Annotated in this window: 24 protein-coding genes; 11 read left to right on the forward strand and 13 right to left on the reverse strand. The window is 63.2% G+C overall.

The genetic code is table 11. From position 1 onward, the window contains the following. Window positions 1-90 precede the first annotated feature (90 nt). Window positions 91-2,346 (forward strand): DNA topoisomerase IV subunit A, encoded by a 2,256-nt coding sequence (gene parC, locus FJ988_RS20200; protein ID WP_140820114.1) that lies wholly within the window; start codon window positions 91-93, stop codon window positions 2,344-2,346. Between the two features lie 118 nt (window positions 2,347-2,464). Continuing rightward, a complete protein-coding gene (locus FJ988_RS20205; protein WP_140820115.1) occupies window positions 2,465-3,664 on the forward strand; it encodes an AI-2E family transporter in 1,200 nt (399 codons plus the stop codon). On the opposite strand, the gene FJ988_RS20210 is transcribed toward FJ988_RS20205, so the two are convergent. From FJ988_RS20210 to FJ988_RS20225, 4 genes are all read right to left on the reverse strand, one after another. Further along, a complete protein-coding gene (locus FJ988_RS20210) occupies window positions 3,652-4,548 on the reverse strand; it encodes a DMT family transporter (RefSeq protein WP_140820116.1) in 897 nt (298 codons plus the stop codon). The two genes, FJ988_RS20205 and FJ988_RS20210, sit on opposite strands and share 13 nt — an antisense overlap. A gap of 124 nt (window positions 4,549-4,672) precedes the next feature. Then, the gene (locus tag FJ988_RS20215; RefSeq protein WP_140820117.1) at window positions 4,673-5,437 is read right to left on the reverse strand and encodes an arginyltransferase; all 765 of its coding nucleotides are present in this window, start codon (window positions 5,435-5,437) and stop codon (window positions 4,673-4,675) included. 148 nt (window positions 5,438-5,585) lie between these two features. Beyond that, window positions 5,586-6,056: an RDD family protein gene (locus tag FJ988_RS20220; protein WP_040983322.1), complete on the reverse strand. Its 471-nt coding sequence runs from the start codon at window positions 6,054-6,056 to the stop codon at window positions 5,586-5,588. Window positions 6,057-6,148: 92 nt separating this feature from the next. Further along, window positions 6,149-6,808: an isoprenylcysteine carboxylmethyltransferase family protein gene (locus tag FJ988_RS20225; RefSeq protein WP_140820248.1), complete on the reverse strand. Its 660-nt coding sequence runs from the start codon at window positions 6,806-6,808 to the stop codon at window positions 6,149-6,151. 200 nt (window positions 6,809-7,008) lie between these two features. Between FJ988_RS20225 and sthA the strand changes: the two genes are divergently transcribed. Continuing rightward, a complete protein-coding gene (gene sthA / locus FJ988_RS20230; protein WP_140820118.1) occupies window positions 7,009-8,397 on the forward strand; it encodes a Si-specific NAD(P)(+) transhydrogenase in 1,389 nt (462 codons plus the stop codon). Between the two features lie 36 nt (window positions 8,398-8,433). Here sthA and FJ988_RS20235 read toward each other — a convergent pair whose 3' ends face one another. Continuing rightward, on the reverse strand, window positions 8,434-8,622 hold the full coding sequence (locus FJ988_RS20235; protein ID WP_246688617.1) for a hypothetical protein: 189 nt from the start codon (window positions 8,620-8,622) through the stop codon (window positions 8,434-8,436). 146 nt (window positions 8,623-8,768) lie between these two features. Further along, window positions 8,769-9,434 (reverse strand): alpha/beta hydrolase, encoded by a 666-nt coding sequence (locus FJ988_RS20240; RefSeq protein ID WP_140820120.1) that lies wholly within the window; start codon window positions 9,432-9,434, stop codon window positions 8,769-8,771. A gap of 197 nt (window positions 9,435-9,631) precedes the next feature. Here FJ988_RS20240 and FJ988_RS20245 point away from each other — a divergent pair, with 197 nt between their 5' ends. After that, a complete protein-coding gene (locus tag FJ988_RS20245) occupies window positions 9,632-10,807 on the forward strand; it encodes an OpgC family protein (protein ID WP_140820121.1) in 1,176 nt (391 codons plus the stop codon). A gap of 54 nt (window positions 10,808-10,861) precedes the next feature. Here the strand turns inward: FJ988_RS20245 and FJ988_RS20250 are convergent, their stop codons facing one another. Further along, the gene (locus FJ988_RS20250; protein WP_140820122.1) at window positions 10,862-11,956 is read right to left on the reverse strand and encodes a LacI family DNA-binding transcriptional regulator; all 1,095 of its coding nucleotides are present in this window, start codon (window positions 11,954-11,956) and stop codon (window positions 10,862-10,864) included. A 431-nt stretch (window positions 11,957-12,387) separates the two neighbouring features. Here FJ988_RS20250 and FJ988_RS20255 point away from each other — a divergent pair, with 431 nt between their 5' ends. Then, window positions 12,388-12,636, forward strand: coding sequence for a DUF6719 family protein (locus FJ988_RS20255; RefSeq protein ID WP_140820123.1), 249 nt, complete (start codon window positions 12,388-12,390; stop codon window positions 12,634-12,636). 21 nt (window positions 12,637-12,657) lie between these two features. On the opposite strand, the gene FJ988_RS20260 is transcribed toward FJ988_RS20255, so the two are convergent. Both FJ988_RS20260 and FJ988_RS20265 read right to left on the reverse strand, forming a co-directional pair. Next, window positions 12,658-13,032 (reverse strand): DUF423 domain-containing protein, encoded by a 375-nt coding sequence (locus tag FJ988_RS20260; protein WP_140820124.1) that lies wholly within the window; start codon window positions 13,030-13,032, stop codon window positions 12,658-12,660. Between the two features lie 39 nt (window positions 13,033-13,071). Further along, window positions 13,072-14,322 (reverse strand): MFS transporter, encoded by a 1,251-nt coding sequence (locus tag FJ988_RS20265; protein ID WP_140820125.1) that lies wholly within the window; start codon window positions 14,320-14,322, stop codon window positions 13,072-13,074. A 116-nt stretch (window positions 14,323-14,438) separates the two neighbouring features. Between FJ988_RS20265 and FJ988_RS20270 the strand changes: the two genes are divergently transcribed. Both FJ988_RS20270 and FJ988_RS20275 read left to right on the forward strand, forming a co-directional pair. Further along, window positions 14,439-15,104 (forward strand): GntR family transcriptional regulator, encoded by a 666-nt coding sequence (locus FJ988_RS20270; protein WP_140820249.1) that lies wholly within the window; start codon window positions 14,439-14,441, stop codon window positions 15,102-15,104. 123 nt (window positions 15,105-15,227) lie between these two features. Then, window positions 15,228-16,199, forward strand: coding sequence for a glycosyl transferase family 90 (locus FJ988_RS20275; RefSeq protein ID WP_140820126.1), 972 nt, complete (start codon window positions 15,228-15,230; stop codon window positions 16,197-16,199). 5 nt (window positions 16,200-16,204) lie between these two features. Here the strand turns inward: FJ988_RS20275 and FJ988_RS20280 are convergent, their stop codons facing one another. Next, window positions 16,205-17,248: an aldo/keto reductase gene (locus tag FJ988_RS20280; protein ID WP_140820127.1), complete on the reverse strand. Its 1,044-nt coding sequence runs from the start codon at window positions 17,246-17,248 to the stop codon at window positions 16,205-16,207. 251 nt (window positions 17,249-17,499) lie between these two features. Between FJ988_RS20280 and ppk2 the strand changes: the two genes are divergently transcribed. Then, window positions 17,500-18,420, forward strand: a complete 921-nt coding sequence (ppk2, locus tag FJ988_RS20285; protein WP_140820128.1) for a polyphosphate kinase 2 — start codon at window positions 17,500-17,502, stop codon at window positions 18,418-18,420. 193 nt (window positions 18,421-18,613) lie between these two features. Here the strand turns inward: ppk2 and FJ988_RS20290 are convergent, their stop codons facing one another. The 3 genes from FJ988_RS20290 to FJ988_RS20300 all read right to left on the reverse strand — a co-directional run bounded on the left by FJ988_RS20290 (window position 18,614) and on the right by FJ988_RS20300 (window position 21,514). Further along, entirely contained in the window at window positions 18,614-19,261 is a 648-nt protein-coding gene (locus FJ988_RS20290; protein WP_140820129.1) for a dihydrofolate reductase family protein, read from the reverse strand. 191 nt (window positions 19,262-19,452) lie between these two features. Beyond that, on the reverse strand, window positions 19,453-20,484 hold the full coding sequence (gene hemB, locus FJ988_RS20295) for a porphobilinogen synthase (protein ID WP_140820130.1): 1,032 nt from the start codon (window positions 20,482-20,484) through the stop codon (window positions 19,453-19,455). 214 nt (window positions 20,485-20,698) lie between these two features. After that, window positions 20,699-21,514, reverse strand: a complete 816-nt coding sequence (locus FJ988_RS20300; protein ID WP_140820131.1) for a DUF2066 domain-containing protein — start codon at window positions 21,512-21,514, stop codon at window positions 20,699-20,701. Window positions 21,515-21,678: 164 nt separating this feature from the next. On the opposite strand from FJ988_RS20300, the gene FJ988_RS20305 reads away from it, so the two are divergent. The 3 genes from FJ988_RS20305 to ldtR all read left to right on the forward strand — a co-directional run bounded on the left by FJ988_RS20305 (window position 21,679) and on the right by ldtR (window position 23,890). Beyond that, window positions 21,679-22,716 (forward strand): enoyl-CoA hydratase/isomerase family protein, encoded by a 1,038-nt coding sequence (locus FJ988_RS20305; protein ID WP_140820132.1) that lies wholly within the window; start codon window positions 21,679-21,681, stop codon window positions 22,714-22,716. Next, the gene (locus FJ988_RS20310) at window positions 22,713-23,135 is read left to right on the forward strand and encodes a DUF6163 family protein (RefSeq protein ID WP_140820133.1); all 423 of its coding nucleotides are present in this window, start codon (window positions 22,713-22,715) and stop codon (window positions 23,133-23,135) included. The genes FJ988_RS20305 and FJ988_RS20310 overlap by 4 nt, the downstream gene beginning before the upstream one ends. A 239-nt stretch (window positions 23,136-23,374) precedes the next feature. Further along, window positions 23,375-23,890, forward strand: a complete 516-nt coding sequence (gene ldtR, locus FJ988_RS20315) for a transcriptional regulator LdtR (RefSeq protein WP_040983294.1) — start codon at window positions 23,375-23,377, stop codon at window positions 23,888-23,890. Window positions 23,891-23,914 lie beyond the last annotated feature (24 nt).

A 23,914-nucleotide genomic window follows, 5' to 3' on the forward strand; every position in this document is an offset into this window, starting at 1 on the left:
AGTGCTTCACATCGCCCGTGCGGCCGTTCTTCCCGGCGGATTTCCAAGGCGGCGCTTGCCGCGAATCACCCGCTCGGCTAGTCCAACCCGATGGGAAAAAGGCTTTTGCCGCCCGACGATAGCGGCGGCGGTGATCATATCGAACCGGTCGATCTGAAAGAGGCGCTGGAGAAGCGTTACCTCGCTTACGCGCTGTCGACCATCATGCACCGGGCATTGCCGGATGTGCGCGACGGGCTGAAACCGGTCCATCGCCGCATCATGCATGCCATGCGGCTCTTGAGGCTCAATCCCGACCAGGGTTTCGCCAAATGCGCCCGCATCGTCGGCGACGTCATGGGTAAGTTCCACCCGCATGGCGACCAGTCGATCTATGACGCGCTGGTGCGGCTGGCGCAGGAATTCTCGATGCGCTACCCGCTGGTCGACGGGCAGGGCAATTTCGGCAACATCGACGGCGATAACGCCGCCGCCATGCGCTATACTGAAGCGCGCATGACCGAGGTGGCGGCGGACCTGCTCGCCGGTATCACCGAGGACGCCGTCGACTTCCGGCCGACCTACAACGAAGAGGACGAGGAGCCGTCGGTTCTCCCCGGCGCCTTCCCGAACCTGCTCGCCAACGGCTCGTCCGGCATTGCCGTCGGCATGGCGACCTCGATCCCGCCGCACAATGCGGCCGAGCTTTGTGATGCGGCGCTCCATCTGATCGAGCATCCGGATGCGCCGGTGGCCAAGCTGATGGAGTTCGTCCAAGGGCCGGATTTTCCGACCGGCGGCATCATCGTCGACAGCCGCGCCTCGATCCTCGACGCCTATGAGACGGGCCGCGGCGGGTTCCGCGTGCGCGCCAAATGGGGTCAGGAGGATCAGGGCAGGGGCACGTGGAGCATCGTCGTCACCGAAATCCCCTACGGCATTCAGAAGGCCCGGCTGATCGAGAAGATCGCCGAGCTCTTGATGGCGCGCAAATTGCCTCTGCTGGAAGACATCCGCGACGAGAGCGCGGAAGACATCCGCATCGTGCTGGTGCCGAAGAGCCGCACCGTCGATCCCGGCATCCTGATGGAATCGCTGTTCAAGCTCACCGAGCTCGAAAGCCGCTTCCCGCTCAACATGAATGTCTTGTCGCGCGGCAAGGTGCCCAACGTGCTCTCGCTGAAGAGCGTGTTGAAGGAGTGGCTCGACCACCGCCGCGACGTCTTGATCCGTCGTTCGAAATACCGGCTGGGCGAGATCGAAAAGCGGCTGGAAATCCTCGCCGGCTATTTGATCGCCTATCTCAACATCGACGAGGTGATACGGATCATCCGCGAGGAGGATGAGCCCAAGCAGGTGATGATGGCCCGCTGGTCGCTCACCGACAACCAGGCCGAAGCCATCCTCAACATGCGCCTGCGCGCCTTGCGCAAGCTTGAAGAGATCGAGATCCGCAAGGAATTCGACGGCCTGACCGCGGAGAAGAAGCAGATCGAGGCGCTGCTGGCGTCCGACGCCAAACAATGGTCGACGATCAAGTGGGAAGTCACCCAGATACGCGACAAGTTCGGCCCTGAGACCGAGCTCGGCCGGCGCCGCACACAGTTCGCCGACGCGCCCGAGCATGACCTGACCGATATCGCGCATGCCATGATCGAGCGAGAGCCGGTCACCGTCGTGGTGTCGGAAAAGGGCTGGCTGCGCGCCATGAAGGGCCATCTGACTGACCATTCGCAGCTCGCCTTCAAGGAAGGTGACAGCCTCAAGCTCGCCTTCCATGCCCAGACCACGGACAAGATCCTGGTCTTCACCACCGGCGGCAAGTTCTACACCATCGGAGCCGACCGGCTGCCGGGCGGACGCGGCCATGGCGAGCCGATCCGCATCATCGTCGACATGGAAAACGACCAGGACATCGTCACCGCGTTCGTCCACGATCCGAAGCGCAAGCTCTTGCTCGTCTCCTATGAGGCCAACGGTTTCGTCGTTGCGGAAGAAGAGGTCGTCGCCAACACCCGCAAGGGCAAGCAGGTGATGAACGTCAAGGCGCCGGATGAGGCCAAACGCTGCATTCCGGTCTCGGGCGACCATCTCGCCATCGTCGGCGAGAACCGCAAGATGCTGGTCTTCCCGCTCGCCGAAATCCCGGAAATGGCGCGCGGCAAGGGCGTGCGCCTGCAGAAATACAAGGACGGCGGCGTGCTGGACCTCAAGACCTTCACGCTCGAGGCCGGCCTGTCCTGGCAGGATTCCGCCGACCGCACCTTCACCAAGTCGCGCGAGGAATTGGCCGAGTGGATCGGGGCGCGTGCCGCCGCCGGCCGTATGGTGCCGAAGGGATTTCCGCGGACGGGGAAGTTTGGGTGATTTGCCGATCTCCCCGGTGAGGGGGATTACCCAAACATTTGGACTCTCGTCACGATTGCTGCACTATCATGCTGCATAAGCATTCCTTGAACCATCGGGGTAGGGGAGAGACGCGCGCTTGAAGCGGGCAGAAATCCAGAAGCCGGGGCAGCGCCTGTTCGGCCTTTCGACGCCGCTTCGCGCCGCAGTCATCCCGCCGCTTTCGGCGGCGCGCTGGCTGTTGGTGCTGATCGTCGCCGCCGGCGTCTATTTCTTCCACGGCTTCCTATTCCCGGTTCTGGCCGCGCTCGTCATCGCCTTTGCCAGCTGGCCGCTCTATCGCCGGCTGCTTGGCGCTGTCGGCGGCAACCGCACCATCGGCGCAACCCTAGCCATCCTCTTCATCCTCACCTTCCTGGTGGTGCCGATCGCGCTTGCCGGCACCTATGCCATCAACGAGCTGCGCGAATGGGTGGTCTGGGCGATCGAGACCAACCGCCATGGCGCGACGACACCCGGGTGGATTGCCACCATGCCGGTGGTCGGCGATTGGCTGAACGATCAATGGACCGCCTATCTCGGCCATCCGGGCGGCATCGGCGAACTGATCCAGGCGGTCAGCGGCTCCAACATCGGCACCATTTATCGCGGCGCCTTGGCCGCCGGCGGCAGCGCGTTCGGCCTGTTGCTCACGCTGCTATTCATGATGATCGCGCTGTTCTTCGCCTATCGCGATGGCGAATCCTTCGCTGCCCAGGTCGATCGTCTCGGCGAACGCATCCTGCCGACGCGTTGGGAGCGCATCTCGCGCGTCGTGCCGGCGACGATCTCGTCCACCGTAACCGGCATGACCATCATCGCCATCGGCGAGGGCCTGGTGCTCGGCATTGCCTATTGGCTGGCCGGCGTGCCATCGCCGGTGACGCTCGGCGCGCTCACCGGCATCATGGCGCTGATCCCTGGCGGCGCGCCGCTCTCCTTCACGCTGGTCTCGATCTACCTGGCTGCCAGCGGCAAGCTGTTCGCCGGCCTGGCGCTGTTCATCTGGGGTGCGGTCGAGCTTTTCATCGTCGACAAAACGCTGCGGCCGAAGCTGGTCGGCGGCCCGATCAAATTGCCCTTCCTGCCGACCTTTTTCGGCCTCATCGGCGGCGTCAAGACGATGGGCTTCCTCGGCCTGTTCATCGGCCCGGTGCTGATGGCGCTGCTCGTCGCCATCTGGCGCGAATGGCTGCGCGAGGTCGAGATCATGGACGAGCTTCCGGCGGTCGCCGAGGAAGGCAGCGCGCCGCCGCAGATCGAAGTCGCCCCCGAGCCCAGGAAGATTCAGGCCGGGTGATGCACCGCCAGATCGGCGCGGCGCTTGCGGCCTTCATGCAATTGCCACAGCGAATGCGCGACCAGCGTCACGATCAAAATCGTGCCCCCGATCAGGCTATTTCGCGACGGCGCCTCGGCGAAGATCAGCCAGATCCAGACCGGAGCGAACACCGTTTCCAGCAGGTAGAACATCGCCACCTCCGGCCCGGAAATGTATTTCGGTCCGTTGGCCAGGCAGAAGAACGAGATCGGCATGATCACGGCGCCGTTGAGGAGGATCCACCACGGTGCGTCGACGTGTAAGCCGGTCTTCGACACCATGAAGAGCGCCACGGCGAACGGCAGGATCACGCCCACGAGCGAGGTGAAGCCCATCTCCCTGCCGCTGGCTCGTGAGACGGTGATGGCGCATGCGACGCAGAGCGCGGCGCACAACGCCATCATATCGCCGAACAGATTTCCGGTGCCGATCGAATCGCCGACGATGATGGCGACACCGACGATCATCAGCGCCAGCGCCGCGAGCGTCACCGCTCGCGGCCGCTCCTTCAGGAACAGCCAGGACAGCAGCGCCGAGAACATGGTGGTGAAGGCCAGGATGAAGACGAGATCGGCGGTCGAGGTGTGATAGACGGCGGTGATGAAGGCGATGGAGCCCAGCCCATAAAGCGTGGCGACCACCAGACCCAGCCGGCCCGGGATGAGCTTCGGCGCCTTATCGCTCAACGAGCGCCAGACTGCCCAGATGACAAGCGCGGCAGTGAACATGCTGCCGGTGCGCAGCAGAAGGATCGTCCAGGCCTCGCCATGGGCAAGCCGGATCAGCGGAATATCGACAGTGAGCGTCACCCCGCCAAGGGCGGTAAGCAGGAGGCCTTTCTGGTGGTCGGTATGGGTCGACACTCGGCTATCTCGCAACAATATTGAAGAGGCGCATTGCGGCCATGCCGCGGTCCTTCCAGCCTGATGGCCGAAAGACCAGCGTCCTCCTCCTTGAAACAGTTTTAAGGATGAAGCGTGAGGCGGGTCAGCGACTGACCGCTTCGTGGTCGTAGCGTTCCCAGCCCTTCGGGCCGAGATGCTCCTGCGGCATGAAGCGCATCTTATAGCTCATCTTGCGCGAGCCGTTGACCCAGTAGCCGAGATAGACGTGGGGCAGTCCCATCGCCTTGGCCCGTGCGATGTGGTCGAGGATCATGAAGGTGCCGAGCGAGCGGTCCTCGAAGTCGGGGTTGAAGTAGGAATAGACCATCGACAGCCCGTCGGCCATCTTGTCGGTCAGCGCCACCGCGATCAGCTCGCCATGGCCCTTGCCGGTGATGAAGGTGTCGGGGCCGCGGCGCCTGTATTCGATGATCTTGGTGTCGACATGCGTGTCCTCGACCATCATGGCATAGTCGAGTACGGTCATGTCCGACATGCCGCCGCGGCGGTGGCGGGCATCGAGATAGCTGCGGAAGAGCGAATATTGTTCGGTCGAAGGCTGTGCATCATGCATGGCGCCGACCAGGTCGGCGTTGCGCTGCGTGACACGGCGCATGTTGCGGCTGGGCTCGAATTCCTGGGCCAGGATGCGGACCGACACGCAGGCGCGGCAGGATTCGCAGGCGGGGCGGTAGGCTATGTTCTGCGAGCGCCGGAAGCCGCCTTGCGTCAACAGGTCGTTCATCTCCGGCGCCTTGTCGCCGACGAGGTGCGTGAACACCTTGCGCTCGAACTGGCCCTCCAGATAGGGGCAGGGCGACGGCGCGGTCAGGAAGAACTGCGGCGACTGGGTCGGATGCTGCGTCATCTAATCTTGGAAACGCTCCTGCGAATCGCCTTACCTTTGGTCCGGCCGGAGAAAAATTCAACAGGATTGTGACGCCTTGGCCGGCGCGCTGCAATCATATTTGCGCGCATCGGGTTAGACAAATCGGAGAAGATCGTTGCCGGAACCGTCAGATATCGGTGCGGGTGACCACCGTGCCGAGCAAAAGGTCATGCAGCGTGCGCTTGCGGTCGGAAAACAGCGTCACCAAGAGCACCAGCGGCGTCAGGATGACGTTGCCAGCCCAAAACAGCACCGAATGCACCACCGCCGTCATGCCGTCGATACGGCTGCCGTCGAGCTTCTCCAGCCGGATGCCCATGATCTTCATGCCGGTCGTCGCCTGATTCCGGCTGCCCAGCGTGTTCCAGATGTAGAGGATGGCCACCATCGGCACCAACACCGAAAACAGCGCCCAGCCGAGGCCGAAGGTCAACAGCCCGAGAATGGCGACCAGGATGGCGAAGGGAATGGTCAGCAGTGCGACGAAGAAATAGTCGAGCAGGAAGGCAAAGATGCGCCTCGTGCGCACGCCGCGATAGGCGCGGGTGTCCTCGAACCGGGTGGTGATGATCTCGCCGTCAAGCACGCGCGCGTTCATGTCCATTCCTCACAACGGCATTTCAATGCGATGCCGACCAATGAGATGGTGAAGGTCGCGCCGAATTCAAGGAAGGAGATTGGGCAGGCCCCCTAGAAGATGCCGGGGAAGAACCGGTAGCGGACCTTGCCGAGATAGTCGCGGTATTCCGGTTCCATGGCCAGAATGGCCTCCTCACGCGTGAGGCGGTAGATCTGGAAGGAGCTTATGATCGCGTAGACGCCGAAATTGTAGAGAGAGAAATTCGACAACAAGAACAGGATGTGACCGGTGATATAGCCGGCGTAAATCGGGTGCCTGACGAACCTATATGCGCCCCCGGTGACAACGCCTCGGTTGGCGGGAAGAAGCGCGAAGGAGCGACCGAGCGAGAGCTTTCCCCAGATGGACATCCACAACGCCAGGCACTGTAACGGCGCGGCGACCGCGAGCGAAATGATCTCCACGCCCGGCTGCAGTGAGATAAGACCCGGGCCGAGGGTGGCCGTTAGCGTGATGACCACGGTCAACGGGTTCCAATCGCGAACCTTCGGACGCCGGGCCAGAAGCAGCCATATCAAGGTAAGGGTCTCGGAAATCGTCAGCAACAGGACGTTGAGCCGGGCCGGATCGATAACGAGATTGTACACGCCTCGATAGGCAAAGATGAACATTGCGGCCACTGCCAGGAAGCGCAAGAAACCTTCCCGCAGATCGTCGACGATCGGGCTTGCCCTGAACCTGGATAGGGTATCCGTTTTTGCAGGCAACATAATGGTCACGCAGCTTGCCCCCGGCGCTACCTCGAGGTTCGACCATCGCATGCAACTCTTACTGCAATGTTAAGTTGTGCGCCTTGGCTCGCATCATTGCGATTTTCACGACGCCGGCATCGCGTGTTGGCAGTTGAACATGACACTCTCCCCAGTTTAGCTTGTTGCGGCGCAACAAGGCGCCGAGGGGACGGGGAAACATGGATTACGATATGCTGGTCATCGGCAGCGGGCCTTCGGGGCGCCGCGCTGCCGTGCAGTCGGCCAAGCTCGGCAAGTCGGTGCTGGTGGCCGACAGGGGCAGACGCCTCGGTGGCGTCTCCGTGCACACCGGCACCATCCCGTCCAAGACGTTGCGCGAAACCGTGCTCAATCTCTCGGGTTGGCGCGAGCGCGGCTTCTATGGGCGCGGCTACCGGGTAAAGCAGGATATTTCCATTTCCGACCTTGTCGACCGCCTGCAAAAGACGCTCGATCACGAGGTCGAGGTGCTGCAACACCAGTTCATGCGCAACACGGTTAGAAGCGCGCGCGCCGCGGTAAAATTCCTCGGGCCGAACAAGGTCAGCCTGACGGCCGATAATGGCGACTACTCAGAGATCGGCTTCGCCAACGCGCTGATCGCCGTCGGTACCAGGCCGCATCGGCCGGCCGACGTGCCCTTCGATAGGAAGCGCGTCTTCGACAGCGATGAGATGCTGGAGCTCAACCATCTGCCGCGCACGCTGACGGTGATCGGCGCCGGCGTCATCGGCGTCGAATACGCCACCATCTTTTCAGCACTCGACGTGCCGGTGACGCTGGTCGAGCCGCGCAACACGATCCTCGACTTCATCGACCGCGAGATCGTCGACGATTTCATTCACCAGATGCGCGACCGCGGCATGACCATACGCCTCGGCAGCACGGTGAAGGAAATCGCCTCGAAGCCCGACCATGCAGAAGTGACGCTGGCCGATGGCCGCACCATCCGCTCCGAGATGGTGCTCTATGCCGCGGGCCGCACCGGCAATGTCGGCAGCCTCGGCATAGACGTGGTCGGCATCGAGGCGGATACCAGAGGCCGCATCAAGGTCGATCCGCAAACTTTTCAGACCACCGTGCCGAACATCTATGCGGCTGGCGACGTCATCGGTTTTCCGAGCCTTGCCTCGACATCGATGGAGCAGGGCCGCGTGGCGGCCTGCCACGCCTTCGGCGTCAACCTGCCGCCGCCGCCGGAGAGCTTTCCCTACGGCATCTATGCGGTGCCGGAGATCTCGACCGTCGGTCAGTCGGAAGAGCAGGTGCGCGAGAGCGGCGTCGCCTACGAAGTCGGCCTGGCGCGCTTCCGCGAGACCTCGCGCGGCCACATCATGGGCGTATCGAGCGGCTTCCTGAAGCTTCTGTTCTCGGTCGAGACGCGCCGCCTGCTCGGCGCCCACATCGTCGGCGAGGGCGCGACCGAACTGATCCATATCGGCCAGGCGGTAATCAATCTCGGCGGCACGGTCGACTTCTTCGTCAACAACACCTTCAACTATCCGACTCTTGCCGAAGCCTACAAGATCGCCGGGCTGGATGCGTGGAACCGGATGGGCCGGGGTTAGGCCCAAACTCTGGTTGATTGACGCACCCGCGCTTGCCTATCTGTCCTTAGGGTGATCCTTGCGCTTTCCAGGCGAGATTGGCGCGTGAGCCTGGCGGATGATCCTGGCGGCTTCGTCGATGGTGATGCCGCACTTGCGCGCATAGTAGGCTGCTTCCGCAGCAAGTTCGCCTTCTACCGGCGCTTCGACGGCATGCTTAGCCCTAAGCTTTGCCTTCTTCCCCATGTGTAGAATCATAGCACATTATGGGCATTCGCTGAATGACCGCTTCTGCGGAGGGTGCTTGTCCGCTACAAGCCGAGTGGTCGCGCGGCGCAATTTTGAAAACGACCCGCTGATCGCCGGTGCCGGGACCCGTATGCCGGGCGCTTTCAGGCCACCGGCATAGGATCTGTCAGCCACTGCCTAACGATCGCGGCGTCTGCGTCGCCGAACTCATGGCCGGAGGCGACGATGCGCGCGTCGATCTCGGCGCCTCGCTGGCTGAGCAGCGTCACCAAGGCCGGTGCGTAGAGACCATAGGTCTGGTCGGCGGCGCCGGCGATGATCAGCACCCGCGTGCCGCCGAGATCCGCCATCGGAGGATTGTCGAGCACCGGCATCGCCCGCAGCATGGCCGCGCGCCGTACAAGGCCGGGGTGGAGCAGCAAAAGTGTCGAAACCACATTGGCGCCGTTCGAGTAGCCAAGAAAGGTCGCACGCCTCAGGTCGAGGCCATGGTGCTTCGCCGCGTCGGCCGCGAATTCGGCATAGGCGGCGGTCTCGTCGCGGATGCTGGCCTGCTCGAAACTGGTAGGCGTGATTCGCTCGAACCAGCGAAACCCGTCCTCCTGTGGAACGCGGCCGCGCGCCGCGACGATCACCGCGCGCGGCGCGATCTGCATGGCCAGCGGCAGCATCGTCGTCTCGTCGACGCCCGATCCGTGCAACACGAACAGGCATTCGCCGCTTGCGTTCACCGGCTTCAACAAGCGGTAGGCGAAAGCGAGATCGCGGCGAAGAATGCTGTTTTCGCCGCTATATTCAGACGTGCTCATATCCATCTGATTCCATGAGAGATTCGTTGATTTGCCGGCTTCAAAACGGAATATTTTCGCGCTCCGCGAAAGTTGATTGAACCAGGCGCATTTGAGCCCGTTTCTGCGCCGATACCTCCTCGTGGGAGGAATCGAAGCGGTGCGCCCCGGGGGTCGCATTGCTGGGTATGAACAACCAGCTTTGAGGCCTTTTGTCGATGACCACCCCTGTTCCCACCGTGCGCGATACGCGTATCGATGTCCTGCGCGCGCTCGCGCTGCTCACCATTTTCGTCGACCATGTGCCGGGCACGATCTTCGAGAACTGGACCTACAAGAATTTCGGCTTCTCCGATGCCGCCGAAGCCTTCGTGCTGATCTCCGGCATTTCGGTGGCGCTCGCTTATGGCGGCAAGTTCAAGTCGGGCGGCCGTTTGCTCGCGACGCTGAAAATGTGGCGGCGCGCCAGCGTGCTCTATATCTCCCACATCGTCATCACCATGGTCGTGATCGCGCTGTTTTGCGCCGCCGCGGTGTTCGCCCATCGGCCCGACATGTTGACGATGATCAACATCGAGCCGCTGATGAAGAACACGCCGCAAGTGCTGCTCGGCATCGTTACGCTCGGCCATCAACTCGGCTACAACAACATCTTGCCGGTCTATGCGGCGCTGCTGCTGGCCGCGCCGGGGTTTCTGCTGTTCATCAGCTACAGGCCGGCCTTGGCGCTGACCCTGTCCGGCCTACTGTGGCTGGTCGCCGGCATCTGGCAGATCGCGCCGTCGAACTATCCCGAACCCGGCCTGTGGTTCCTCAACCCCTTGTCCTGGCAGTTCCTGTTCAACATCGGCCTTGCCGCCATGCTGCATGTCAAACGCGGCGGCGCCATCCCCGTCAACCGCTGGCTGGTTGGCGCTGCCGGCGTTTATGCGGTCGGCGCCGCTATCTGGGTGCACAGCCCGCTCTGGGGCCAGATCACCTGGTTCAACCTGCCGGTGGTGATCGGCGGCTTCGACAAGACGTTTCTGTCGCTGCCGCGCCTGTTGCACATTTTGTCGGTCAGCTACCTGATCGTCGCGCTGCCGGCGGTCTCGAACGTCTTCCGGCTCCGTCCGGACAATCCGCTGGCGATCCTCGGCAAGCGCTCGCTGCCAGTGTTCATCGCCGGTACGCTGCTGGCCATGGCGGCGCAGGTGCTGAAGCTGATCAATCCCGGCGGCATCGCCTATGACACGCTCTTGATCGCGGCAGGCATCGCCATTCAGTTCGCGCTTGCGCTCTATCTCGAATGGCTTGCCGGCCTCGGCCAGGTCCGTGCCAAGCCGGTGCGCGAGGAGCCCGCGCGGCCTTCGTTCGGCGCGCAGCCGGTGCCAGTAAGGGTCGGTGGCTACTGATGAACGACGTCAGGTATCTTTTTTGTTTTTACGCAATTCCGGACGGAAACCGTTTCACACTTTTCCTGGAATTGCTTTCGGGGCAGGGCCGGTCGAGGCCCTGACGACAAGCTCGACGCTCATCGTCTCGCGGCGCACCGTGCCGTCATAGTCAAGGATCATGCGCGCGGCTTTGCGGCCGATCTCGGCGATCGGCTGCGCGATCGTGGTCAACGGCGGGTCGCAAAGCGCGCTGTCCGGCACGCCGTCGAAACCGACGATGGAGACGTCTTGTGGCACTTTGAGCCCCCGCGCGGTCAGCCAATCGATGGCGATCATCGCCATCCGGTCCGACATGGCAAGGATCGCGGTTGGCGGTTCGCCGCCGGCGAAGATCGCCTCGAGGCCGGCCCTGGTGCTCTTTTCGTCGTTCTCGGTCTCGTAAACCGGAATCCGTGTCGTATCGATGCCGAAGCGCGAGAGTTCCTCAAGATAGCCGGCAAGCCGGTCGCGCGTTACCGTGTAGGCTGGCCCCCGAAGCACCTCGGCTGTGACGAACCCGGTGCGGTCGTCGGCAAACCCCAGCGACAGCACAGCGAACCGTCGATGACCGAGTTCGGCGAGATGGCGCGCGGCGAGCCGCGCACCGGCAACATTGTCGATGCCGATCGCCGAGAAGGTCTCGTCGTCGAGACCGTGTTCCAGCGCCACGAAGGGCAGCTTGCGCTCGCGGGTCAGCTCGACGAGGCGTGAACCGCCTTCAATGCAGAACAGGATGAAACCGTCGACGAGCGCGCTTTGGATGTTCCAGGCCAGCTTTTCCTGGTTGGCGGCCGACACCAGCGCTATCCCGGCGCCGGTGGCGTCGCATGCCTCCGAGATGCTCGCCATCATGGCGCGGGCAAAGGGATCGTCGAAAAAATAGGAGAGGGGCTCGGTCGTGCCGACGCCGATGGCGTTGACCTTGCCGGCGCGCAGGAGCCGGCCCTTCGGATCCGGCCCCGCATAGCCCATCTGCTCCGCCACCGCCTTGACCCGCTCGCGCACCTCGGCGCGCACGATCTCGGGCCGGCTGAAGACGTTCGAGGCCGTGCCATGCGAGACGCCGGCGGCCTTGGCGATGTCGGCCAGCCGGATGGGTCTCGCCTGGCCCTCGAGGAGTGATGCCATGTCGTTCCTCCGAATCCGGTCATATCGCGACCATGACCGCTGAATTGCTGTCGGTCATCTAACATTTTCGTTGGATCGATTCAAATTTTCACTTGTCATCCAAGGGCGCGGATATTATGTATTGAATCGATCCAATTTCACTAAGGACAAGCCTTGGCGTTGAGAAAAGGAGAACTGCCATGCATCCGCTGAATTATTTGTTCGAAGACCTTTATCGTAATTATTGGGGTATCGGCCGTGGTAATCCGCCTACGCGGCGGCGTGCTGCCGAGCCCGCGGCCAAGGGTGGAAGGAAACCAAGGGCTTGACCAGGGTGCGCCCTCGTTTGCTCGCTGGGCCTATCAAGAAAACGTGTTCAATTTTAGCGCTGGCTGAAATTGTGCCCCGGTCAAAGGCGGTGCTACGCCATCGCTCAGGGCAGGAGGGCCGCCATGAGAATGCTGATTGGTTCGGTGTTGATAGGGATGCTTGGCGTTGGCCAGGCATACGCGGATGTCCAGATACTGCGCCACGAGCCCGGCAGGGGGCAGTTGCGGACGGGCCAGACGGTGCTTGTCGATGACGGCACTTGCCCAAAAGGACAGATCAAGGAAGTCAAGGCAGGCAGCAATCGCAGTTTCAAAACCGGCACAAAAATGGCCGGTTCGCCCCGGACTCACCGCTGCATAGCGCGCTACTGAGTTTGATCGTCGGTTTCTGCTCTAAGGGCGTGGCCGCCACAGCGCCGAGATGGCGATCGCCAGCCAGCCGGCAATCAGTAGCGTGCCGCCGATCGGCGCAGACATCGGGAACAGCCGCGAGCCGAGAAAGTCGCGGGCGAGCAGATCGCCGGCGAAGAGTAGCAGGCCGACCAGCAGGATGAGGCCGGCAATCCTGAGGCACCGGCTGCATGCGGCAAGGCCGATAGCGAGGAACACCGGCGCGTGCATCAAAAGGAAATTGGCCGCCGTGCCGGTGAAGGCGCCGCCGCGATGCGCCGCCGCCGCAGACAAGGCGACGCCTGCGGCGCCGACCAGGCCACCCGCCAGCATGAAGAGCCGGCTGCCGCCATTCGCAGGTTTTTCTGAAAGGCTCATCGGACACGCTCCGTGCTGACTGGTCGGGCAGGCGAACCGTCAGGATTCGCCGGCCTCGATGAGCATATGCCGCGCCCGACGCGCCTGGACAATCCAGTTGTAGACCGCCCCCAGCGCCATCAGCAGCGACGTGCCCAGAAACACCGAGCGCATGCCGAAATGACCGCCGACGAAGCCGCCGGACAGCGGCCCCGCAACCTGGCCGACATATTGTGCCGAAATCGCAAGCCCCAGCACATTGCCGCCGATCCCGTCTGGGATGTTGTGGCGGATGACGCTGGTGATACAGGGCAGCAGCCCGCCCAGTGCCAGACCCATCAGAAAGCGCAACCCGATCAACTGCCAGCCATTGGTGACAAAGGCCTGCGGGATCAGCAGCAGGGCAGAAACGGCGAGCGCGCCGACCACCACGTTCCAGTGCCCGACGCGGTCGGCGAGCTTTCCAAGCCATGACGACGACAGGATGGTGCCGAGCGCCGCCGCCGACATGACCACGCCGGCGACCATCGTCACCTTGCTCTGGTCCTCGACCAACTGCTGCACATAGACCGTGATGATCGGCTCGATCGACATGTTGGCGAAGGCGAGCAGCATCCCGGTGGCCAGCATCGCCACGATCGGCCGCTTGTCCGGGATCTGTGCCCAACCGCTTTTCGGCTTAGCCATCGACACGGCGGGTTGCGGCGCCGGCGGGTTCTCCTTGATCAGGAAGGTGGTGGCCAGGAAGGCAAGGAAGATCACGCCGCCGGACAGCAGGAAGGTGGTGCGGATGCCGATCAGCGGCGGCAGTAGGCCGCCGAGCAGCGGGCCGACCAGCGACCCGGCGGTAATGCCGGCCGCCAGCACGCCAAGCGCCCAGCCGGAGCGTTCCTTCGGCGTCTGCATCGCGACCAGGATGGTCGACCCAGAGGAGTAGCCACCGGCAAAGCCTATCAGCAGTCTGAGCAGCACAAGCTGCCACACGCTCTGCACCATCCCGGTCAGCGACATGCAGATCGCCATGCCGAACGAGGCACGCACCAGCATCACCTTGCGGCCATAGCGGTCGCCGAGCCGCCCCCACAGGGGCGCCACCAGCGCCGCAGCGAAGAAGGTGGCACCATAGGCGATGCCCGACCACTGAACGATCGCGGCATGGCCTTCGGCGCCAAGCTGCTCGACATAGAGCGGCAGGAACGGCAGCAGCAGCGTCATGGCGATGAGCGTGCTGAAGGAACCGGCGAAGCAGACGGCGAGGTTGCGCCGCCAATGGATATTATAGCCGCCCTGCTCGGAAGATTTCTCGCTCATGTCACGTCTGCCGGATATCCGGGTTGTTATAGATACCAGTTTGGTATACCAATTTGGTATCCGTCATGGACCTCAAGCCCGCCGCTGTCAATGCGGCTTTGGAAAGCGGGACGACGATGTCGCAGATGCAGAATGTCGAAAGGCAGCTTCGCGAGATGATCCTCGGGCTGGAGATCGGCCCGGGCGAGCGGTTGACCGAACGCTGGATCGAGAGCCGCTTCGGCGCCTCGCGCACGCCGGTGCGGGCTGCGTTGTTTCGCCTCGAGACGGAGGGCCTGGTCAGCCGCGACGGCCGCGGTTGGACCGTGGCGCCGATCAATCTTGCCGAGCTCGGGCAGATCGCCGTCTATCGCGAGGCCGTCGAGGTCGCCGCGGTCAGGCTGACGGCGGCGCTCGAGGACCGTGGCGGCGTCGAGGTGATCGCGGCGATGCTGGACTCCTGCGATGCCGAGACGCCGCGCGAGGAATGGCACCGCGTAGGCATGGATTTCCACATCGAGCTGGCCAGGCTTTCCGGCAATGAGTTCCTGCTAAGGGCCGTGCGCGACGCCATGACCAGGCTGTCTCGCGCCCGCTGGCTGGAGGTCCGCGACGAAGCGGCGCTCGGCCGCGCCTGGGCCGAGCATCACGCCATCCTCGCCGCCGTCAGGGCCGGCGACGCCGATCAGGCGGCAAAGCTGCTGTCGGCCCATATCGCCGGCAGCCGCGACCGTCTCGTCACCTCCTTGCATGACGACCGCCGCAGCCTGCGCGCCAGGGGCTTTGCCGTGGTTGCGGCGTGACGAATGACACGCTGTCTGGGGTGGCAGCGTCAGCGGGCTTGCAACATAGGCGGCACAATGCTGTAGGAAAGATGGGGGATGAGCGGCAGCAGCCGCCGATCGTTTGTGTTGAACCGCGGACGCATGGCCACAATCTCACGCACCGCCGCAAAGCTGTTCTACTACGCGCGCAACTATGCGCGCGACCACGCCCCGCAGGCGATGTTCCGTGCGCGCCTGGCCGCGCGTCTCGATCAGGCCAGACTTTCCGGCAAGTCGGTTCGTGAGCGGCTGAACTACTACAACAAACTGACGACGCCCTTCGTGCCGAGCCCGGCCGCCATAGAGGCCGGCAAGGTGCCGTTCACGGCCAGCATGTATTATTACGACCTCAAGGAATTCGCCCGCTACTTCGACCCCAACCTGCTCATCGATCTCGAATTCGGCGACGTCATCGGCGTTCCGGAAATCCCGAGGATCGTGAAGGACCGGCCGATACTGGACGGCAACGAGAACGGCGTGTTGATGAAGCTCAACAAGTTCCGCCATTTCTACATGCCGCCCGACAGCCTGTCCTTCGCCGCCAAGCGGCCGATGGCGGTCTGGCGCGGCCATCTCAACAACCCGATCCGCACCCGCTTCATGGAGACGGTCGGCGCTCTGCCGATCTGCGACGCCGGCTCGCCGAAGGCGGACGCGCCGGCAGAGTTCCGCAAGCCGTTTCTCAGCATCGAGGAGCAGCGGCGCTATCGCTACGTCGTCTCGCTCGAAGGCAATGATGTCGCCACCAACCTCAAATGGATCATGAGCTCGAACTCGCTTTGCCTGATGCCGGAGCCGACCTACGAGACCTGGTTCGCCGAGGCGCGGGTCGAGCCCAACGTGCATTACGTGCCGCTGGCGCCGGATTTCTCCGACCTTGTCGACAAGATAACCTATTTCGAGAAACATCCGGCCGAGGCGGGGCGCATCACCGCCGCCGCCAACGCCTATTGCCGGCAATTCGGCAACGAAAAGGACGAGCAGGCGATCTCGCTGCTCGTCCTCTACAAATATTTCGTGCTTAGCGGCCAGATAAGGCCCGACCCGGAAGTCTGGCGCTACATTGCCGGTTGAATGGGTTAGATGCTGCTGCGGTCGAGTACCAGGTCGGCCGGGCTCAGCCGGTCCTTGGCCGTGAACTGCTGGTGCCAGTAGGGATAAAGCACCGGCGGCCGGCTGACGGCATCGAGCCGCAGGCGCTCGTCGAGCGACAGCGTCAGGCTGGCCGCGGCAAGGTTGTCCTTCAACTGGGCTTCGTTGCGAGCGCCGATCACCAGCGAGGAGACGGCCGGACGGCCGAGCAGCCAGGCGAGCGCCACCTGGGCGGCCGAGACGCCGCGCGCCTTGCCGATGTCGTTGAGCACATCGACGATCCGCCACAACCGGTCCTCGTCGCGGATCGGCGGTTCCGACCAGCCGCCGAGCTGGCGCGCCGTCGGGCTGTCGCGATGGTACTTGCCGGACAGCAGGCCGCCGGCCAGCGGGCTCCAGACCAGCACGCCCAGGCCTTGGTCGACCGAGATCGGCAGCAATTCATATTCGGCCTCGCGCGCTTCCAGCGTGTAATGGATCTGCTGGGTGACAAAACGGGCCTGGTGGCGGCTGTCGCTCACCGCCAGCGCCTTCATCACTTGCCATCCGGACCAGTTGGAGCAGCCGATATAGCGGATCTTGCCCTGGTTGACCAAGGTGTCGAGCGCCGCGACGGTCTCCTCGACCGGGGTTTGTCCGTCCCACTGATGGACGAAATAGATGTCGATGACATCGGTCTTGAGCCGCTTCAGGCTCTTTTCGCATTCGCGGATCAGGTGATGGCGCGACAGGCCCTCGTCATTGGGCCCGGTACCGATGCGCATGCGCGCCTTCGACGCGATCAGTACATCATTCGGGCGCTTGCCGCCGAGCGCCTCACCGATGATCTCTTCCGACAGGCCGTTGGAATAGACGTTTGCGGTGTCGATGAGGTTGATGCCGGCATCGATGCAGGTGCCGATGATGCGTTTGGCCTCCGCAAGATCGGAATTGCCGACGGCGGCGAACGGTCCGGTGCCACCGAAGGTCATGGTGCCCAGCGTCAATGTCGAGACTTTCAAGCCGGAACGGCCCAGCGTGCGGTATTCCATGTCGGTCCTCGCGATTTTGTTCTGGAGAGGCGCCGTACCGGCGCCGCGAAAGAGGCGAGGGGATTTGTAGGACAATTCAAGTCGCTTGTCGCCCCGCTATCGATACGGGCCGGTCAGATATCGAATAGGCCAGCTTGCAATAAAACCGTCATTGCGCGCCTGTATCTCAGTCGGCTTACGGAGTTGCGTGTCCGGCCATGCCGGAGGGGCACCCGAAGCGAAGGCGGCTAACAGGCAGGCGGAGCAATGCGATGAACGAAGAAAAACCGAACTCCGGGGCGAAGGACTGGCTGGAAGCCGAGCTCGAGGACACACTCGACGAGGACTATGAGTTGGAGCTTTCCGAGCCGGCGCTCTCGCTCGAGATCGCCAAGATCTACAAAAAGTCGCATCCGCCTTCCATCGAGCGCATGACCTATTTCCGTGAGCTGCTGAGACTGCAGTCCGAGTTGATCAAGCTGCAGTCCTGGGTCGCCTACCACAAGAAGAAGCTGGTGGTGATCTTCGAGGGCCGCGACTCGGCGGGCAAGGGCGGCGTCATCAAGCGCATCACGCAGCGCCTCAACCCGCGCATCGCCCGCGTCGTCGCGCTGCCGGCGCCGACCGAGCGCGAGAAGTCGCAGTGGTATTTCCAGCGCTACGTGCCGCATCTTCCCGCCGGCGGCGAGATCGTGCTGTTCGATCGCTCCTGGTACAACCGCTCCGGCGTCGAGCGCGTCATGGGCTTCGCCGATCAGCATCAGGTCGAGGAGTTCTTCCACGACGTGCCCGAGTTCGAGCGCATGCTGGTGCGCTCCGGCATCACGCTGGTGAAATACTGGTTCTCGATCACCGACGAGGAGCAGCAGATGCGATTCCTCATGCGCATCCACGACCCGATGAAGCAGTGGAAGTTGTCGCCGATGGACCTGCAGTCGCGCGTGCGCTGGGAGCAGTACACCAAGGCCAAGGAAGAAACTTTCGCCCGCACCAACATTCCGGAAGCCCCGTGGTTCATCGTCGAGGGCAACGACAAGAAGCGCGCGCGGCTGAACTGCATCGACCATCTGTTGCAGCAACTGCCCTATGAGGACGTGCCGCATGAGGAGATCTCGCTGCCCGAGCGCGTCTTCAACCCGCAATATGAGCGCCAGGTGCTGCCGCGCGAGTTGTATGTGCCGGAGAAGTATTGAGCCCCATCTTTCCTTCTCCCCGTTTCACGGGGAGAAGGTGCCCGAAGGGCGGATGAGGGGCGGCGCCGGCGTCGGTGGCCGGCCTCCAATTCGCCATTGGGTAGCTTGTCGCTAATTTTCGGAGGGCAGCGCCGCCCCTCATTGCCCTGCCGGGCATTTCTCCCCGTATAGTGACGGGGAGAAAGGGCTGTACCTAAGCCCGTCCAATCATCACATGCGTCGCATCGGCTGTCGCGATCTGCCCGGTGCAGCGGTATCCCAGCTTCGGCACGTCCAGCCCTGCAAAGAGATGCTCGCCCGAGCCCAGCAGGATCGGCGAGATCGCCAGGTGCATCTCGTCGATGAGCCGCTCCTGCAGGTACTGCCGGACAGTCGAGACGCCGCCGCCGACGCGCACATCCTTGCCGGCCGCCGCCGCTTTCGCCTGTTCTAGCGCCGAATGGATGCCGTCGGTGACGAAGTAGAAAGTCGTGCCGCCTTCCATCTCGATCGGCGCGCGCTTGTGCTGAGTCAGCACGAAGGTCGGGACATGATAGGGCGGGTTGTCGCCCCACCAGCCCTTCCAGCTGTCATCCGGCCATTCGCCACGGATCGGCCCGAACATGCTGCGGCCGAGAATCCAGGCGCCGACATTCTCGAAGCTGCGCGCGGCGAAGCCGTCATTGGCGTCGCTGGTCCCGTCGTTCTTGCCGAGCACCATCTGGCGGAAGGTGCGGGTGCCGATCATCCATTTGTGTAGATTTTCGCCGCCGACGCCGAGCGGGGATTCGAGAGTCTGATCGGGGCCGGCGCCGTAGCCGTCGAGTGAGAGGGTGAAAGCGTTGACACGAAGCTTGGACATCGTTGCCTCCTGAACCGCATGTAATTTGCAATCAGTGCCCGTCTAACTTAACTGCTTGCAAAAAACAATCGGTTTTACCCGATGCGAAGCAGGCTGCGGAAGGCTCCTGACACCCAGGTCGATGGCGATTGTTCAAAAGAAGGATAGCGGCGCTGGTACGCCGCGCCGCCTTTCGCTGAGGTTGGTGGAAACTACCCCCTCAGCATCTCCGCCACGGTCGGCGCGAAATAGGTGAGCACGCCGTCGCAGCCGGCGCGCTTCAGGGCCAGCAGCGATTCCAACATCGCTTTTTCGCCGTCGATCCAGCCATTGGCGGCTGCCGCCTTGATCATCGAATATTCGCCCGACACCTGGTAGGCGAAGGTCGGCATCTGGAATTCGTCCTTCAGCCTCCGGATGATGTCGAGATAGGGCAAGCCTGGCTTCACCATCAGCATGTCGGCGCCTTCGGCGATGTCCTGCTCGGCCTCGCGCACCGCCTCGTCGGAATTGGCATGGTCGATGTAATAGGTCTTCTTGTCGCCCTTGAGCAGGCCGGCGGTGCCGACCGCCTCGCGGTACGGGCCGTAGAAGGCCGAAGCGAATTTCGTCGCATAGGACATGATCGCCACGTCCTGGAAACCGTTGGCGTCGAGCGCGTCGCGGATGGCGCCGATGCGGCCGTCCATCATGTCGGACGGCGCGATGATGTCGGCGCCGGCCGCGGCCTGGATGACGGCAGCGGCGGTGACCTGTTCCACCGTCTCGTCATTGACGATGACGCCGTCGCGCAAGATGCCGTCATGGCCGTGGCTGGTGAACGGGTCGAGCGCGGCATCGGTGATGATGCCGATCTCCGGCACCGCCGCCTTTATGGCGCGCGTGGCGCGGTTGATGATGTTGTCAGGATCGAGGATGTGCGATCCCGTCTGATCGCGCAGCGCAAGCTCGACATTGGGGAAGGTGGCGATGGCCGGAATGCCAAGTTTTGCGGCGCGCTCGGCTTCCTTAACGGCGAGGTCGATGGTCAGGCGATAGACGTCCGGCATGGCGGCGATCGGCTCGCGCGTGTTCTTGCCGTCGATGACGAAGATCGGCCAGATCAGGTCGTTCACCGAAAGCTGGTTCTCCTGCACCAGCCGCCGCGACCAGTCGGCCTTGCGCATGCGCCTCAGCCGCCGGCTGCCGGTGATCTCGTCGACGCTGCGTGCGCCGGCGGGCTTTGCGGGGGTGAATTTGTTCATCGCCGAAACTCTCTTTTGGCGCGGCTTTTACCACGCGTCTCCGCCGCTGACCAATGCGACACGATTGCGCCAGGGGGACGCGCGAGTTCCTCGCCTCCGCCAGAGGCGGGAGAGGTGTCCGCGAAGCGGACGGAGAGGGGGCCTTCGTAGGGCGCTCCCCTCTCCGTCTCGGCTTCGCCGAGCCACCTCTCCCCACTGCGTGGGGCGAGGAATCTCAGGGCGCCCCGTTCCCCGACAGGATCTGCGCCGCGCCCCGCATCGCCACCCTGAACGCCTCGTCGAAGCTCACCCCGCGCACCTGCCAGCGATAGGTCTTGCCGCGATTGGCGAGCCGCCAGTCGGCGATCCAGCCGAGCTCCTTGTCGCTCCACACGATCGACCCGGCGAGCGCGCGGGCAGCGCCGGCCTTCCTCGCCAACTGGTCGAGCTTTGTCATGTCGGCCGCTGCGAGTGCCTTTTCGTCCAGCCCGCCGAGCTGTTTGGCCTTTGGAAAGGCAATCCGCATCAGCAACGGAGCTGTGGCGTTGGCGAAGGATTCGCGCATCGTCTTGCCTTGGTCCTCGTCGGCCGTCAGCACGAAATGCCGCTGGCCCTGCTCGGCCGTCATGACGATGGCCAGCAGCGGCCGCTCGCCGAGCCAGGGCTTGCTGCCGAGTTGCGCGAGCAGCTTGTCGACCACGGCAGGCTTGTAGAGGCAGGTCAGGTCGTGCGGCCGGTCATGCGTGCCTTGCTCGTCATGGATCGGAATGCCTTCCAACCGGTCATGGTAGCGGAAGGACTGGACGAAATGGCCGGCCTTGTCGCGAAGCGCCAGTATCTCCGGTTTCTGCGTCAGCCGCTGGTCGCCGGAAACCTTGACCAGCACCTTGTCCAGGCATTCGCGAAAACCAATCTCGCGGTTGGGCTCGCCGGTGCCGGTGACGATGGCCTGCGCCTGGTAGAGGTCCGTCGGCGTCGCAGCAAATGCCGCTGGACCTCCCAGGCATAGGAGGCCAAACAATCCAGCCACCAGGCGAGAAATTCCAGGCATGTCGGTTTTTCTCGAAATCTGTCGGGCGCCGCGCAGTGCTTTGCCGATTACCTAACATCTGGCGCGGTCGTCCGCCAGCGCAAGGCGCGCCGCCATTGACGCATCCCTATGCCGCCTTTAGCACTTCTCTCCCCTGGGAGGGCCGGGAGAGGGATTCTCTGGTGATGGATTTTGGCGGAGGCGACGAGATCCGCTTCGAGCGTTTGGGCAAGGCCGGCGTCGTCACGCTGACGCGGCCGCAGGCGCTCAATGCCGTCACGCATAATATGGTGAAGGCGCTGAGTAGGGCGCTCGAGGCCTGGGAAGCGGATGCCGGCATCAACGTCGTCATCGTCAAAGCCGAGGGCAGGGCGTTTTCCGCCGGCGGCGATATCCTGCACATCTACGAAGCTGGCCGCGCCGGCACACCACCTGTCGATTTCTTCGCCGACGAGTATCGGCTCAACGCCCGCATCGCGCGATTCAAGAAACCCTATGTGGCGCTGATCGACGGCATCGTCATGGGCGGCGGCGTCGGCATCTCCTTCCACGGCTCGCATCGTGTGCTGACCGAGAACGCGCAATTCGCCATGCCGGAGGTCGGCATCGGTTTCTTCCCCGATGTCGGTGCCAGCCATCTGCTTCCGGATCTCGGCGGCAGCTTCGGCATGTATCTGGGGCTCACGGGAACCCGCATCCGCTACGGCGATGCGCTGTGGTCGGGGCTGGCCACGCATACGATCAAGGCGGCGGACCAGGCCGGCCTGCTCGACGAGCTGGCGGCCAGCAACGATCCGAATGCCGAGCTGCGCGATTTCTTCGTGCCGGCAAAGCGCGAGACCGAGCGGCAGGATCTGGATGCGATCGCGCGGCATTTCTCGCAAACCTCGCTTGCCGGCATCATCGCCAGTCTCGAGGCCGCTTCGGGCGATGCCTTCGCCGCAAAGACGCTTGACGTTATGAAAACGCGCTCGCCGACCAGCCTCCACGTCGCCTGGCGCGAGATCAGTGCCGGCTCGACGCTGTCTATGGACGAGTGCATGAAGATGGAGTTCCGCATCCTCAACCGTATGCTCGCCGGTCATGATTTCTACGAAGGCATCCGCGCCGCGATCATCGACAAGGGCTCGACGCCCGACTGGCGTCCGGCCGCGATCGAGGACGTCAACGCGGCCGCCATCGACGCCTATTTCGCGCCGCTCGAGCAGGAGCTTGCGCTGTGAGCGAAGTGACCTCCAGGCGCGTCGTGCTGCAGCCCTCGACCACCGAGGTGATCTTCGCCTGGTTCCAGCGCGTCATCGCCGGCTACTGCCTGATGTTCGGCATCCTCTACTGGATCCGCCTGATCGGCATCTATCCGGGCGATCTCTGGCGCTTCGACCTGATGCCGGTGCATTGGCAGGTGGCGGCCGCGATGCTGGCGGTCTTCTTTCCCTTCGCGGCGGCGGGCTTGTGGATGCTGGCGTCCTGGGGGCCGGTGATCTGGTTCATCTGCGCCGCGACCGAGACGGTGATGTATGCCGGCTTTCCCGATCTCTTCGGCCACCGGCTGCTGATCCTCGTCTCGCATGCCTGCGTGGCCTTGCTTTATATCGTCTTCCGCGTCACCATCTGGCTGCAGAAGCGCCAGCTTCGCCAGTAGGCCGAGAACCGGCCTTCATGGGCCGTTTTCGTGCCCGTTTTTCCCCAAAATCCGTTGCCTAAATCTTTAGGTTAATTGTTCTTGCTCGGGTGACCGATCGTTAAGCGTCTTGCGAAACCTCTTACCGGTAAGCTCTTGTTAGCCCTGGCGTTTAAGTCGAATTTTATGAGTATTCGATAGTGTCGCGATCAAGGTGAAAAACAAAAAATCACCAAGGCGACAAACGAGAGGCAAAGACAATGATCAATTCGCGTCCGGCGGCGAAGACCGCAAACGTATCCGACGATCGCCGCGAGGCTATCCGCTCGCTGTACATGGAATCGCTGCAGCTGGTGGAGCGCCTGCACCGCCGCCTGCTTGACGTGATCAAGGACGAGTTCGACCGCAACGGCCGCTCCGACATCAACGCCATCCAGGCGCTGCTGCTCTTCAACATCGGCAATTCGGAGCTGACCGCCGGCGAGCTGCGCTCGCGCGGCTACTATCTCGGCTCGAACGTCTCCTACAATCTGAAGAAGCTGGTCGACCTGGGCTTCATCAACCACCAGCGCTCGCGCATCGACCGCCGTTCGGTCCGCGTCTCGCTGACGCCGAAGGGCAACGAGGTCGCTGACGTCGTCGCCGGCCTCTACGAGCGCCATGTCGGTTCGATCGAAGCTGTCGGCGGCATCAACACCGACGAGTTCAAGCAGATGAACCGCGCGCTGCAGCGGCTGGATCGCTTCTGGAACGATACGATCGCTTACCGGATGTAAGCCGATACCAAGTTTCGAGCCGCG

Source organism: Mesorhizobium sp. CU3, from assembly GCF_006442965.1.
Classification (GTDB): Bacteria; Pseudomonadota; Alphaproteobacteria; order Rhizobiales; family Rhizobiaceae; genus Mesorhizobium.